Below are 12017 nucleotides of genomic sequence, written 5' to 3'. Positions count from 1 at the left end.
TAAACGGCCTCTAACCTTAAAGGAGGTAGCGGTCTGGCCGATAACACATGCCTGGCCCGCGCTATGCCTTTCATGGGCGACCCGCAGATCCCATCATCCGGGAGGAACAGTCATGACCACACGTCCACCCGTGCCACCGTTCACGCGGGAGACGGCGATCGAGAAGGTCCGGCTGGCAGAGGACGCCTGGAACTCACGCGATCCTGAGAAGGTGTCGCTGGGCTACTCGGTGGATTCGCGCTGGCGCAACCGCGCGGAGTTTGTCAACGGACGCGAAGAGATCGTCGCCTTCCTGACCCGCAAGTGGCACCGCGAGCTGGACTACCGACTCATCAAGGAGTTGTGGGCGTACACCGATAACCGGATCGCGGTGAGGTTCGCCTACGAATGCCACGACGACTCCGGCCAGTGGTACCGCTCTTACGGCAACGAGAATTGGGACTTCGGCGAGGACGGCCTGATGAAGGTCCGTCTCGCCTGCATCAACGATCTCCCGATCGCCGAATCCGACCGTAAATACCACTGGCCGCTAGGCAGGCGTCCCGACGACCACCCCGGCCTGAGCGATCTCGGGTTCTGACATCCCGCATCCTCGCCCTCCCCGAGGAGCGGTCGCACCGTCTCTTCCTACAGGACCTGGGACAGCTCGATGCCGGGCATGAACCCCGCGTCAGCGATCGTCATGACTCAGCTGTGCTGTACGTGTTGGTGGCGAGGCCGTCGGTGAACGCAACGCTTCGCGCAGGAGCGCGACGGCCGGAGGGATCTCCGTGTCGCTGATGTTGCCGTACCCGAGGACGAGCGCGGGTTTCGCCGACCGATGCGCGCGATAGTCGTCGAGGTCCGCCAGGCGTAGCCCGGCGGCGGCCGCGGCCTGGACCGCCCCGCGGGTGTCGGTGCCGTCCGGTAGGTGGAGCAGGATGTGCAGCCCGGCGGCGGTGCCGGCGACCCGGCCCTCCGGTACCTGGGCGCCGAGCGTCCGGACCAGCAGGTCGCGGCGGGATCGGAACCGCCGCCGCGCCGCGCGCAGATGGGCGTCGTACCATCCGCGGTCGATGAAGGTGGCGAGCGCGAGTTGGTCCAGCACCGGTGGCGCGGCGGCGACGAGGTTCGCTGCCCGGAGCACCGGGGCCATCGCGACAGGCGCGACCAGCCAGCCCAGGCCGAGGGCCGGCGAGAGCGTCTTGCTGACCGAGCCGAGGAGGAAGACCCGGCTCGGATCCATCCCCTGCATGACGGCGACCGGGTGGTGGTCGTAGCGGAACTCGGCGTCGTAGTCGTCTTCGATGACGAAACCGTCCACCTCGCGGGCCCAGCGCACCAGACGTGCCCGGCGTGCCGCGGACAGCACCGTGCCGGTGGGAAACTGGTGTGCCGCGCCGACGACGACGGCGCGGGCCGGCGTACGCGCGAGGTCGTCGACGTGGAGGCCCTCGTGGTCCACGGGCACCGGGTGCACGCGTAGGCCGGCGCTCGTTGCGGCGTCCCGCAGCCGCCCCCAGCCCGGGTGTTCCACGGCCAGGTCGGCAATCCCCTCGGCGCGCAGCGCCCGGCACGTGCGGACCAGACCGTCGGTGACACCCGCGCACACGGACACGGACACGGCGTGCGCGTCCGCGCCGCGCGAGCGCCGCAGGTACTGCGCGACGGTGGTACGCAGCACCGCGTGCCCGGCGGGGTCGGGCAGGCCGAGGTCGTAGTGGACGGCCGAGCCGGTGACCGCCCGGACGGCGTCCGCCCAGCGGCGGCGGGGAAACGCCCGCAGGTCGGGCAGACCGGGCGCGAGGTCGTACCGGATCGGTGGCCGTGCCGGTGCGGGGTGCGCGCGAGGCCGCGGCGGTGCGGTGTCCGGTGACCACGAGACACGTGTGGCGGAACCCACCCGGGCGGAGAGGTAACCCTCCGCGATGAGTTGCCCGTACGCCTCCGTCACGACCCAACGGGAGCAGCCGAGTTCCTCCGCGAGCGCTCGGCTCGGTGGCACGGCTGCGCCCTCCGCCAGCCGGCCGTCCCGGATCGCGGTGCGCAGCGCGTGAGCCAGGCGATCGTGCAGGCGACGCCCTCCGCCATCCGGAGGACCGACATCCAGCAGCGTCGCCCATGCGAGATTGGTCTGGGAAACAGCCACGGGATTGGAGCGTACCGCCGATCCGAATCCGCCTAGCGTGAGGGACATGATGGAGAACCTGGCCCTTGGGGCCATGCTGTTCGGCACGGCTCAGGACGAGCGCCGATCCTTCGAGCTCCTGGACCGTTTCGTGGACGCCGGAGGCGTCTGGATCGACACCGCGAACTGCTACGCGTTCTGGGACGATCCGACCGGCTTCGGCGGGCAGAGCGAGACGTTGCTGGGGCGCTGGCTGGCAAGCCGCCCGGGCGTCCGTGACCGCGTCAGGATCAGCACCAAGGTGGGCTGCGAGCCGACCGTGGCCGGACGATTCCCGGAGACGGCCGAGGGCCTCTCGGCCGGGGCCGTGAAGAGCGGGATCAAGGGCAGTCTGCGACGACTGGGTACGGACCACGTCGAGCTGTACTGGGCCCACAAACCCGATCCGGCCACACCGCTGGACGAGACGGTCGTCGCCTTCGACGAGCTCGTGTCCGCGGGTACGGTCGGCCGCATCGGCTGCTCCAACTACCCCGTCTGGCAGATCGAGCGGGCACGGCAGATCGCGCGGGCCCACGGCAGTGCCGGCTTCACCGCGGTGCAGCAGCACCACACGTACCTGCAACCGCGCCCCGCGACCCGGCCTACCGTGGTGCACCGGTTCGGTGCGGTCACCGACGAGGTGTTCCACTACCTGGAGCACCACCCGGACATGGCTCTGTGGGCGTACACGCCGCTGCTGAGCGGCCGCTACACCCGCGCGGACAAGCCTCTGCCCGTGGAGTACGACCACCCCGGCACCGCCCGCCGCCTCGCGGTGCTCGACAAGATCGCCGCCGAGACCGGTACGAACCGCAACCGGGTGGTCTTGGCGTGGCTGACCGGAGGGAACCCGGCTGCGACGCCGATCGTCGGCGTCAGCACGGTCGAGCAGCTGGATGAGGCGGTCGCGGGAGTGTCACTGGCGTTGACCGCCGATCAGCGCGAACGCCTGGACTCCGCGGTGTGACCTGCGAGACGAGTTGATGCGAGGAACTGTTGTGACGGTTCTGGTGACCGGTGGGCGTGGGCATGTCGCGCGGGCGGTGGCTGACTGGCTGCTGGCTGTCGGGCAGTAGGTGCGGGTGGCGAGTCGCAGGCCGGGGGAGGCGGTGCTGCCGGCCGGGGTGGGGTCCTAGCGATGCGCGGATCCCGGACGTTGGGACAGGGCCTGGTGGGCAGGGCTTCGGCGTAGTCGTGTGAGGCCCGGTTCGTGGTGATCCGCTGGCTCCGCGGCGCTCCCGGAACGCGGCCGCGTCCGCAGGCGGGTCTCATCCCCGCTGTCGCGTCGGGATCACCGATGGAATTGGGGAACGATGAGGTAGATCCCGTAGAGCACCGCGGCGGCACACGCCACGAAGCACGTTCCGGCAGCCGCGAGCGGGGCTCTTCCGGCCTCGCCGTGCTCGCGTGCGGTGTCCCGCTGGGACAGCGCGACCACACCGAAAGCAAAGACAACGACGACAGCAAGTGCTGCCCCCGCTCCCACTACGACCACCTGGCCGAGTGCGCTCCAATGCAGGTTCATCCCGACCCGCCTTCCTCTCGCTGACAGCTCTGCGCTGTACCGGTTCGGCGCTGCCGACAGGTCACCGCCCGGTGCTCCCGCCCGTCTGCACCGCGAGACCGGCCGGCACCGTCTTGGCCTCGTTGACGTTGCGTGCGGTGACCGGATTGCGTTGGGCCAGTACGACGATGACCGCGGCGACGGCGAGTGCGCACAGGGACACCACGGCGATGCCGAGGTTCCCGCCCTGCGTGACCCCCACGGCGGCGACCGCGCCGACAAGACCCGCCGACGGCAGGGTGACCAGCCAGGCGACCGCCATACGCCCGGCCGTTCCCCACCGCACCTTGGCCAGCCGCTTGCCGACCCCGGCCCCGATGATGGCGCCCGAGCACACCTGGGTGGTGGACAGGGCGAAGCCGAAGTGCGCCGAGGCGAGGATGACGGTGGCCGAGGATGTCTCGGCAGCGAAGCCCTGAGGGGATTCGATGTCGGTCAGACCCTTACCCATCGTCCGGATGATCCGCCAGCCGCCCAGATAGGTGCCCAGGCCGATCGCGACCCCGGCAGTGATGATCACCCACAGCGGCGGCCCGGAGCCGGAAGAAAGAGCGCCGGCGGAGATCAGGGTGAGGGTGATCACTCCCATCGTCTTCTGCGCGTCGTTCGTACCGTGCGCGAGGGAAACCAGCGAAGCCGAGGCCGTCTGACCGAGCCGGAAACCGCGCGTCACCCTGCCCTTGCGTGCGCGCGTGGTGATCCGGTAGGCCGCGTAGGTGGCCATCAGCGCGGCCGTACCGGCGACGAACGGCGACACGAACGCAGGAATGATGATCTTCTCGATCACTTCGGAAAAGTTGATGGCGGAGCCCCCCGCCCCGACCCACACGGCACCGATCAATCCCCCGAACAGGGCGTGCGAAGACGAAGAGGGCAGACCGACCAGCCAGGTCAGCAGGTTCCACAGGATGGCGCCCACCAGACCCGCGAAGATCATGGATGGCGTCACCAGAGCGTCGTTCACGATGCCGTTCGAGATGGTCCTCGCCACTTCAGTGGACAGGAATGCACCGGCGATGTTCAGCACGGCACTGATCAGGACCGCGACCTTGGGCCGCAGTGCCTTGGTCGCGATGGACGTGGCCATCGCGTTCGCCGTGTCGTGAAAGCCATTCGTGAAGTCGAATGCCAACGCCGCAACGATGACTGCCACCACAATGAACGAGATGTGGTCCATACGCCTGAGTTAAACAGGAGAGCTCACTACGAGCGACCTGGCCCACCAGCCCCGCGCGTCCCGGCGCACCAAGGTGTCCCGACCGACCGTAAGCATTGTCGACGCCGCAGCTCTGGTCGCTCCACCCCGCTGGAGTGCCGCGGCTGTCTGGACAGGGCAATCACGTTCCCGAGTCACGGCTGAGCCGGCAGATCAGCACGAACCAGACGCTCCCCGACTACGCCGAAGCCCTGGCCCGGTGGGGAGGTGGGGGATGAGTTTCCGGCTGACGGCGTACGCCGTGTGCAGCAAGGACGGGCGGGTGCTGCTCGCGCGTCACGTACCACCGAAGGGCGAGACTAAATGGACTCTTCCGGGCGGCAGAGTTTGTCGTGGGGTGTTTCCGTGATGCCGTCGTGAAGTGCCGGCGCAGCAGCGTGGGCGCCCGTCTCGGTCGGCGGGTGAGCGGCTTGGGCCGGACGGACCGAGGCGAAGGCTGTGGCGAGCTGGTCGAGCAGGGACGCTGCGGAGGGATGGGGGTCCCGGCGTGGTGTGATCGTGTAGACGCCGCGGGTCGGGGGATCGACGAGGCCCACTGTGGTGACGTCGGTCCGCAGCGCGCACGTCAGCACCCCGGGTATCAGCGCGATGGCGTGGCCGGTTGCGACCAGGGCCAGCTTGCCGAGCAGATCGGCCGCGGTCAGGTCGATGCGGGCGCTGAATCCGGCACGGGCAGCGTGCTGGCGCAGGAGTGCCGCCGAGCCGTCGTTGTCCTCGGCCCAGATCTGGTGGGCCAGCGTCTGCATGTGTACCGGGCCGCGTCCGGCCTGCGGATGGTCGACGGGCAGTACGACGACCATGTGGTCGATGCCGAGGAACCGTCGGTCGATCCGCGGGTCATGGGGCAGCCCTGGTGGTGCGTCGGTGACGACAGCGATGTCGAGATCGCCGGCGATCACGCGGTTGTGCAGTTGTTCGCTCAGGCCGGGCAGCAGGCTCCACCGGAGGGATCCGACTCGCTCCAGCAGGCTCCGGATGGCTTCGGGGACGATCCCTGCGGCCAGAGAGGGTGTCGCACCGACCGCCAGCGGCCGATCGAACGCCCCGTCACGAACGTCTCGCGCGGCGCGAACGGCGCGGTCGGCCTCGTTGAGCGTGGCCAGGGCGTGGCGCCTGAACACCTCGCCGGCAGGCGTCGGACGCACACCGCGCGCATGGCGCTCCATCAGAGCCACTCCGAGCTGCCGCTCCAGCCCCGCTATCTGCCGGGAGACGGCCGACTGCGTGTGATTGAGCTCCGCGGCCGCCGCCGACAGTGACCCGAGTCGGCACACGGTCACGAAGGTTTGCCACACGGTCAGTTCCATGGCGCCAGTATGACCAGCCGGTATGCGAGTACCGCAGGGCTGTCCTGCGAAATCTGCGCTTGTCGCAGCCATCGCTGTGCACCAATCTGGCGCGCATGACCACACCGCACACGATCGCTGTCCTCGGCTTGGGGCGCATGGGCGACGCCCTCGCGACACGGCTCGTTGCCCAGGACTGGGACGTCGTCGGCTGGACACGCTCCGGGCGCACATCAGGCGCCGTCAAGACGACCGGCGATCCGAACGACGCTGTGGCGCAGGCCGACCTCGTGCTCCTGGCGTTGTTCGACGGCCCGGCCTGCCAGCAGGTCCTCGACGACGTCCGTGACTCGCTGCGAACGGACACGATCGTGCTGAACACCAGCACCATCGCCCCCGCCGAAGCGTCGAAGCTGGCCCGGCAACTCGGCCCGTCCTACATCCACGCGCCCGTACTCGGCTCCGTGCCGGCCGCCGCCGTCGGCGCCCTGCAGATTCTTGCCGCCGCCGACCAAGACACGCTCGATCGAGCGCGACCGGCTCTGGAGACGCTGGGCACCGTGCGGCGCGTCGACGACGCCTCCACCGCCGCCGCGCTCAAGCTGATCGCCAACAACAGCCTCGCCGGCGCCGTCCTCGCGCTGCGCGACTCACTGCGGCAAGCCGACGCCCTCGGCCTGCCCCGTGCCCAGGTGCTTGACGTCCTCGAACTCGGCCAGCTCGGCGGGCTCGTGACCCGCAAACGACCCTTCCTCGCCGGCCGGCCGGCCGCTGTCACGGCCGAATTCACGATCGGCGCACTGGCCAAGGACATGGCTCTGCTGGCCGCCGCGTCGAACACCCCCCTGCGCAGCGCAGCCAACCTGGCCGACACCCCTGCCGCCCCTGAGGCCGACATCGCCGTTGCCGCCACGGCCCCCGCCGTGGAGGACGCCGTGCTCGAACCGCTCCGCGCCTACATCCGCGGACACGCCACCAGCGACCCCACCCACTTCCGCGACGCGTTCCTGCCCACCGCCCACATCGAGGGAATCCGGGACGGCGCATTCGTCTCGTGGCCCCTGGACGAGTACTGCGCTCTCTTCCACGGCCGGCCGGCTCCGGACGAACCGACCCGCTCCCGCCGCATCGACGCTATCGACGTCCACGGCACCGTCGCGACCGCGACCATGACGCTCTGGCACGGCGCGGACACATTCACCGACATCTTCCTGCTGGTCCGCGTCGACGACAGTTGGCGCATCGCCAACAAGGCTTATCACCGGCACTCCTCAGTGGACCGGTAGGCCCGCATGTTGAGGTGTCGCGTATGGCTCGGGTGCCGCTGCTCGGTATCGCTGTGAGTGACGAGGACAGGCCCACCGATGGTGATCTGTCTAGTAAAGCCAGCGGTCGAGGAGCTCAGGCCAGATGAATCCGGTGTAGCCGTCGAAGGCAGCTGGATCGATCTTCTTCAGCTCCTCGGCAAGGCGGGCAAGCTCAGCGAGAGTTCTCTCTTCGTCCTCTTCGGACAAGTACTCCTCCTCGGGCCCGCCCGGCTCGCTGAGGAGCTCTGACTTGGTGACGTGTCGGCCGTAGTGGTGCAGTGTGCGTAGCCACAGTTCGATGGACGAATTGGCGAACCATGCATCCCCAGGAGGCATGACGTAGTAGACGGCCCCGGTCTCTGGAGCGACGCCGAACGATGACGGCTGTTCGGTCGGCATGCCGCCGCCGTAGTCGAAGGTGAGGCGGTAGAGATTGCTGCCAGAGGCGGTCTCGAGGACCGGTTCCGTCTCGCCCTGACACACGACATGTTTGATCAAAGGCGCGACGGCAGGAACGCCGACTTCGACCAGGAGCACCTTCGTCTTTTCGGGTATCCGCCAGCCGGAGACGACCTCGGGGTCTGCTCTGGTGACATTCTCCGTCCCGGCCCATGCGACAAGCTGGTCAAAGGTCACCATCGAGAGTTCTCCTCCTCAGTCGGTCTGTGACGGACCTTATCGGGCCAGTTGACAGCTGGTTGGCGCTGCGCAAGGGCCCCTCAGCGGTCGCCCGGGGCGTATCGGTTCCAGGCGCCGCCAGCTTTGGTGACCAGGCGGGTGGTGGTCTTGTCGTGATAGCCGAGTGCCTTCGCGATGACGGGGGCCGGGGCTTGGAGGACGAGCCGGCGGACTGCGGAGGTCCTGCCGCGCTGTGGAGGGAGGCCGTTCTCGCGCAGATGCCATCTCCCCCACCCGGTCCTCGGCAAGTGGCATTGCTCGATACGGAGATGGATGACCTCTGCGGGCTGCAAGTACCCCTTCTCAACAGCGGTGTTGAGAGCCTCGTTGAACGCAGCCCTCTTGCGCCGTGCTGCCTTTGCCGCAGACGCCTTGTCGTCCAGGAGCTGTCCGGGCGCTCACGCGTCCCGCTAGGGTGACTCGGTGGAGGGACTCGATGAGTGCTGTGGAGATGAGCCGCGCGGAGGCGGTCGCGCTCGTGCAGCGGATCATGCAAGCGGACTACGCCTCGGACGACGAGGTAGACGGCTGGCTGGACAGGCTCGACAGAGCCCTGGCATGCCCGTCCGGTCATGTCAGCGATTTGATCTTCTGGCCGCCGGAGCGGGAGCTTTCGGCTGATGAAGTAGTCGATCAGGCCCTGGCGTATCGGCCGATCGCTTTGTGAGGTCGGACTCAACTCCGAAGCCAGATAAGCAGAGCCGCGATGGTTGCAGTGCTGAGGAAGATGTAGCCGCGCTTGTCATGGCGGGTGGCCACGGCCCGGGACTGGTCGGTCTGTTGGTCGTTCGTTAGACGGTGTCGCGCTTCTTGTACCGCTCTTCGTCGAAGCCGGGTGGCCTTCCGCCGCGTGAGCCTTCGCGTAGCCGGGCGGCCTGGCTGTCGGTCTTCTCCGGGATCGTGTGCCGGATGCCTCGGCGCGGCGGGCATTCGCGGCACGGGCCGTTGCTGTATCCCTTGTCGGCCGCGATGCTGTCGGGCTTCGTACGGGGCCGGCCGGGACCGACCAGCGGAACGCGGATCTTTGGCGGCACCGTCTGGAACTGGGTGCAGTCCGCCCGCTGCCCCAGCGTGACGACCAGGGACAGTGGGCGACACCGTGGCGCCGTCGACGTGGCCGCCGCCCAGGAAGTTTCCGACGCGCGGATAGTCGTCCGGCTCCTCGATGAACAGAAGCACCGGCTGCGCTCCTTGTTGGACGAGTTCGTGCCGGATGCCTCGCAGGTGGCAGTCGAAGTACGGGTCCACGAAGAGCCGGTTCTGCGGTTCGGTGACCACGACGGCGACGGCGTTGTTGCGGCGGGTGACCAGGCTTCGGGCGGCTTGGTTGGGTACGTAGCCGAGTTCGGCCACGGCCTGTCGGATGCGTTCGGCGACCGCGGCCCGCACTCTGGGCTCGCCATTGATCACACGAGACACCGTGGACTTCGACACCCCTGCCCGGCGCGCTACGTCCTCGGGTGTGGGGCGCTGTCCGTTCGACCGTTCCGTCAACGCCTTCTCCGATTCGCGCAGTTCCTCGGGCGCTGGACACGTTAGCCGTCGACCGCCGGCATCAGCAGGTGAATTCGGCCCGGTGCCAGTCCTGTTCGGCCAAGCCGGCCCGGGTGCCCGATGCAGAGAGGACAGTGCCGTTCTCTGCGTCGGCCTCGCAGACCGACCGGTGCACGCTCGTCGACGAGTCCTGAATCGTGCAGGTCGACCCGGAGCTGCTCGGGGATGCCGGCTTGGCGGATGAGCCGGCAACAGCGGGGCCACTGGCGAACACCGCCTAGCACGATCACATCATCGCGGACCCGCAGCAGGCCGAGGCGTTCTCGCTCAGAGCAGGCGAACTTGGCGACCGCCACCTTGCCGCTCCACTCGAGGGCCTGGGCCAAAGAGCTTGTACGGCTTCGCCGCGCCTACAGCGGTGGCGGCCATGCCTTCACGCGACCCTCCTTCCGGGGTCGCTGGCGTCTTCCGAGGTGGTCACCCGGGCCGTCGCGTGCCGCCGTGGTCGTTGTCGGTCGCGGTGTTCGCAGTGGCCTACGGGCGGCACATGCTGGTGACCGCGCCCCGTACCAGTTCGTCGATCTGCTGGAGATCGCCGTCGCGGGGAAGCTTCCCGTACAGAACCAGCGAAGCGAGGCCATGGACCAGCGACCACCACCCTGCCACGCGTGCTTCAGAGGGCTCCTGGGGGACGTCTGCGCCGACCCGGTGGGAGATGACGGCATAGGCCGCGTCCCCAGCGGCCCTCACCTCTGGGTGGGAGGGGGTGCAAGGTCTGCAGAACATGAGCCGGAACAGGGCGGGGTGGTCCAGGGCGTAGCGTACGTACGCCTGGGCCAGGGCAACGATTTCCTGCCCTGCGGTCGCTGCCTGTTCCGCGGTGAGGAGGCTTCTGCGCAGTTCGTGGAAGCCGTGCGCCGCGAGGGCTGCGAGCAGGGCTTCCTTGTCCGGGTAGTGCCGGTACGGCGCATTGGATGACACGCCGGCGCGACGGGCGACTGCGCGCAGCGAAACGGCGGCCTCATCGCTCTCCTCCAGCAAGTCCAGGGCAGCACGCAGGCACGCAGCCCGCAGATCACCGTGGTGGTAGCGGCCACTGCTCAATGTTGACACTGCGCACTTCTGTCCTCTAGTGTGTGCAGCGTACACATTTGGGCTTTCTGGCGAGCCATTCCAAGGCCGAATCTCAGCCCTCGCGCTCTGACGTCACTGTGTGGCGCGAGCGTCCAGCCTGCCGAACTATTGGCAAGGGCACGTTGCCAACACATTCCTCGGGCGCGGGCGGGAGCCCATCATCTCAGCCGTGTGAACGGAGTGTCATGAAGGCAATATCGATCAAGGAACCGGGTGGTCCTGAGGTTCTGGAATGGATCGAGGCCGAGGACCCGTTGCCCGCGGCCGGCGAAGTCGTCGTCGATGTGGCGGCCAGCGCGGTGAACCGGGCGGACGTCGCGCAGCGGATGGGCCGGTACCCGGTGCCGCCAGGGGCGTCGCCGCATCCGGGGCTGGAGGTCTCGGGCCGCATCAGCGCCGTCGGCGAGGGCGTGACCGGCTGGCAGGTAGGCGACGAGGTCTGCGCGCTGCTGGCGGGAGGCGGCTATGCACAGAAGGTCGCTGTCCCCGCAGGACAGTTGCTCACGGTACCCAAGGGGATCGGCCTGGTCGAGGCGGCCGCCTTGCCCGAAGCAGTCACCACGGTCTGGTCCAACATCGTCATGACCGGGAAGCTGAAAGAGGGCGAGACGTTTCTCATGCACGGCGGAGCCGGAGGCGTCGGCACCATGGCGATCCAGATCGCCAAGGCAATCGGCGCTCGCGTCGTCACCACCGTCGGAGGCCCCGAGAAGGCCGCCCGAGCACGTGAATTGGGCGCCGACCTGGCGATCGACCACCGTAAACAAGACTTCACCGAGCACGGCCCCTACGACGTGATCCTCGATGTCATCGGCGGCCAGTACCTTGAACGAAACGTCCGGTCTCTGGCTACCGACGGACGCCTGGTTGTCATCGGCCTGCAGGACGGCCTGGAAGGGCAACTCAACCTCGGCGAGCTGGTATTCAAGCGGGCATCAATACACGGCACCACCTTGCGCGCCCGTCCCGTGACGCAGAAGGCCGCCATCGTGGCCGAAGTGCAGAAAGAGGTCTGGCCGCTGATCGAGAACGGCGCCGTGCAACTGGTCATCGACCAGATCGTGCCGATGGCCGAGGCCGCCGAAGCACATCGACTCCTGGACCTTGGCCAGCACATCGGCAAGATCTTGCTGGTGAACGGGTAGTGCCGGCGTCCGGTATCGGCGCTCGTGTCGCTGGGGCGTGGGAG

The 12017-nt window shown here is 68.4% G+C and carries 13 protein-coding genes and 2 pseudogenes; 6 read left to right on the top strand and 9 right to left on the bottom strand.

Annotation, left to right across the window (positions count from 1 at the left end; genetic code table 11):
- The first annotated feature begins 112 nt into the window (after nucleotides 1-112).
- Nucleotides 113-580 carry a nuclear transport factor 2 family protein gene (locus tag OG568_RS58465; protein WP_266435134.1) on the top strand — a complete coding sequence of 156 codons (468 nt, stop codon included), beginning with the start codon at nucleotides 113-115 and terminating at the stop codon, nucleotides 578-580.
- Nucleotides 581-670: 90 nt separating this feature from the next.
- Here the strand turns inward: OG568_RS58465 and pdxR are convergent, their stop codons facing one another.
- The gene (gene pdxR / locus OG568_RS58460; RefSeq protein WP_329538092.1) at nucleotides 671-2128 is read right to left on the bottom strand and encodes a MocR-like pyridoxine biosynthesis transcription factor PdxR; all 1458 of its coding nucleotides are present in this window, start codon (nucleotides 2126-2128) and stop codon (nucleotides 671-673) included.
- A 49-nt stretch (nucleotides 2129-2177) separates the two neighbouring features.
- Between pdxR and OG568_RS58455 the strand changes: the two genes are divergently transcribed.
- Nucleotides 2178-3116, top strand: a complete 939-nt coding sequence (locus OG568_RS58455; RefSeq protein WP_443077988.1) for an aldo/keto reductase — start codon at nucleotides 2178-2180, stop codon at nucleotides 3114-3116.
- 324 nt (nucleotides 3117-3440) lie between these two features.
- Here the strand turns inward: OG568_RS58455 and OG568_RS58450 are convergent, their stop codons facing one another.
- Nucleotides 3441-3674, bottom strand: coding sequence for a hypothetical protein (locus OG568_RS58450; protein ID WP_266592403.1), 234 nt, complete (start codon nucleotides 3672-3674; stop codon nucleotides 3441-3443).
- 61 nt (nucleotides 3675-3735) lie between these two features.
- On the bottom strand, nucleotides 3736-4890 hold the full coding sequence (locus OG568_RS58445; RefSeq protein WP_329538090.1) for an inorganic phosphate transporter: 1155 nt from the start codon (nucleotides 4888-4890) through the stop codon (nucleotides 3736-3738).
- 253 nt (nucleotides 4891-5143) lie between these two features.
- Between OG568_RS58445 and OG568_RS58440 the strand changes: the two are divergent.
- Nucleotides 5144-5257: pseudogene (locus tag OG568_RS58440) on the top strand (NUDIX hydrolase); the annotation flags it as partial.
- On the opposite strand, the gene OG568_RS58435 reads toward OG568_RS58440, so the two are convergent.
- Nucleotides 5229-6236: a LysR family transcriptional regulator gene (locus tag OG568_RS58435; protein WP_329538089.1), complete on the bottom strand. Its 1008-nt coding sequence runs from the start codon at nucleotides 6234-6236 to the stop codon at nucleotides 5229-5231. The pseudogene OG568_RS58440 and the gene OG568_RS58435 sit on opposite strands and share 29 nt — an antisense overlap.
- A 95-nt stretch (nucleotides 6237-6331) precedes the next feature.
- On the opposite strand from OG568_RS58435, the gene OG568_RS58430 reads away from it, so the two are divergent.
- Entirely contained in the window at nucleotides 6332-7501 is a 1170-nt protein-coding gene (locus OG568_RS58430; protein ID WP_329538088.1) for a nuclear transport factor 2 family protein, read from the top strand.
- 90 nt (nucleotides 7502-7591) lie between these two features.
- Here the strand turns inward: OG568_RS58430 and OG568_RS58425 are convergent, their stop codons facing one another.
- Nucleotides 7592-8161 (bottom strand): SUKH-4 family immunity protein, encoded by a 570-nt coding sequence (locus OG568_RS58425; protein WP_329538087.1) that lies wholly within the window; start codon nucleotides 8159-8161, stop codon nucleotides 7592-7594.
- Nucleotides 8162-8241: 80 nt separating this feature from the next.
- A complete protein-coding gene (locus OG568_RS58420; protein WP_329538086.1) occupies nucleotides 8242-8493 on the bottom strand; it encodes a hypothetical protein in 252 nt (83 codons plus the stop codon).
- Nucleotides 8494-8636: 143 nt separating this feature from the next.
- On the opposite strand from OG568_RS58420, the gene OG568_RS58415 reads away from it, so the two are divergent.
- Complete coding sequence (locus OG568_RS58415; protein WP_329538085.1) at nucleotides 8637-8867, top strand: e9imm peptide; 231 nt, start codon at nucleotides 8637-8639, stop codon at nucleotides 8865-8867.
- Between the two features lie 124 nt (nucleotides 8868-8991).
- Here the strand turns inward: OG568_RS58415 and OG568_RS58410 are convergent, their stop codons facing one another.
- The 3 genes and pseudogenes from OG568_RS58410 to OG568_RS58395 form a co-directional block, all read right to left on the bottom strand.
- Nucleotides 8992-9234 carry a hypothetical protein gene (locus OG568_RS58410; RefSeq protein WP_329538342.1) on the bottom strand — a complete coding sequence of 81 codons (243 nt, stop codon included), beginning with the start codon at nucleotides 9232-9234 and terminating at the stop codon, nucleotides 8992-8994.
- Between the two features lie 67 nt (nucleotides 9235-9301).
- A pseudogene (locus OG568_RS58405) lies at nucleotides 9302-9694 on the bottom strand (LacI family DNA-binding transcriptional regulator); the annotation flags it as partial.
- 534 nt (nucleotides 9695-10228) lie between these two features.
- Nucleotides 10229-10807 carry a TetR/AcrR family transcriptional regulator gene (locus OG568_RS58395; protein WP_329538084.1) on the bottom strand — a complete coding sequence of 193 codons (579 nt, stop codon included), beginning with the start codon at nucleotides 10805-10807 and terminating at the stop codon, nucleotides 10229-10231.
- Nucleotides 10808-11013: 206 nt separating this feature from the next.
- Between OG568_RS58395 and OG568_RS58390 the strand changes: the two genes are divergently transcribed.
- Nucleotides 11014-11973: an NAD(P)H-quinone oxidoreductase gene (locus OG568_RS58390; protein ID WP_329538082.1), complete on the top strand. Its 960-nt coding sequence runs from the start codon at nucleotides 11014-11016 to the stop codon at nucleotides 11971-11973.
- Nucleotides 11974-12017: the final 44 nt, after the last annotated feature.

This window comes from Streptomyces sp. NBC_01450 (genome assembly GCF_036227505.1).
Classification (GTDB): domain Bacteria; phylum Actinomycetota; class Actinomycetes; order Streptomycetales; family Streptomycetaceae; genus Streptomyces.
The sequence above is the reverse complement of the archived record's forward strand: the minus strand, read 5'-3'. Positions and strand labels throughout refer to the sequence as shown.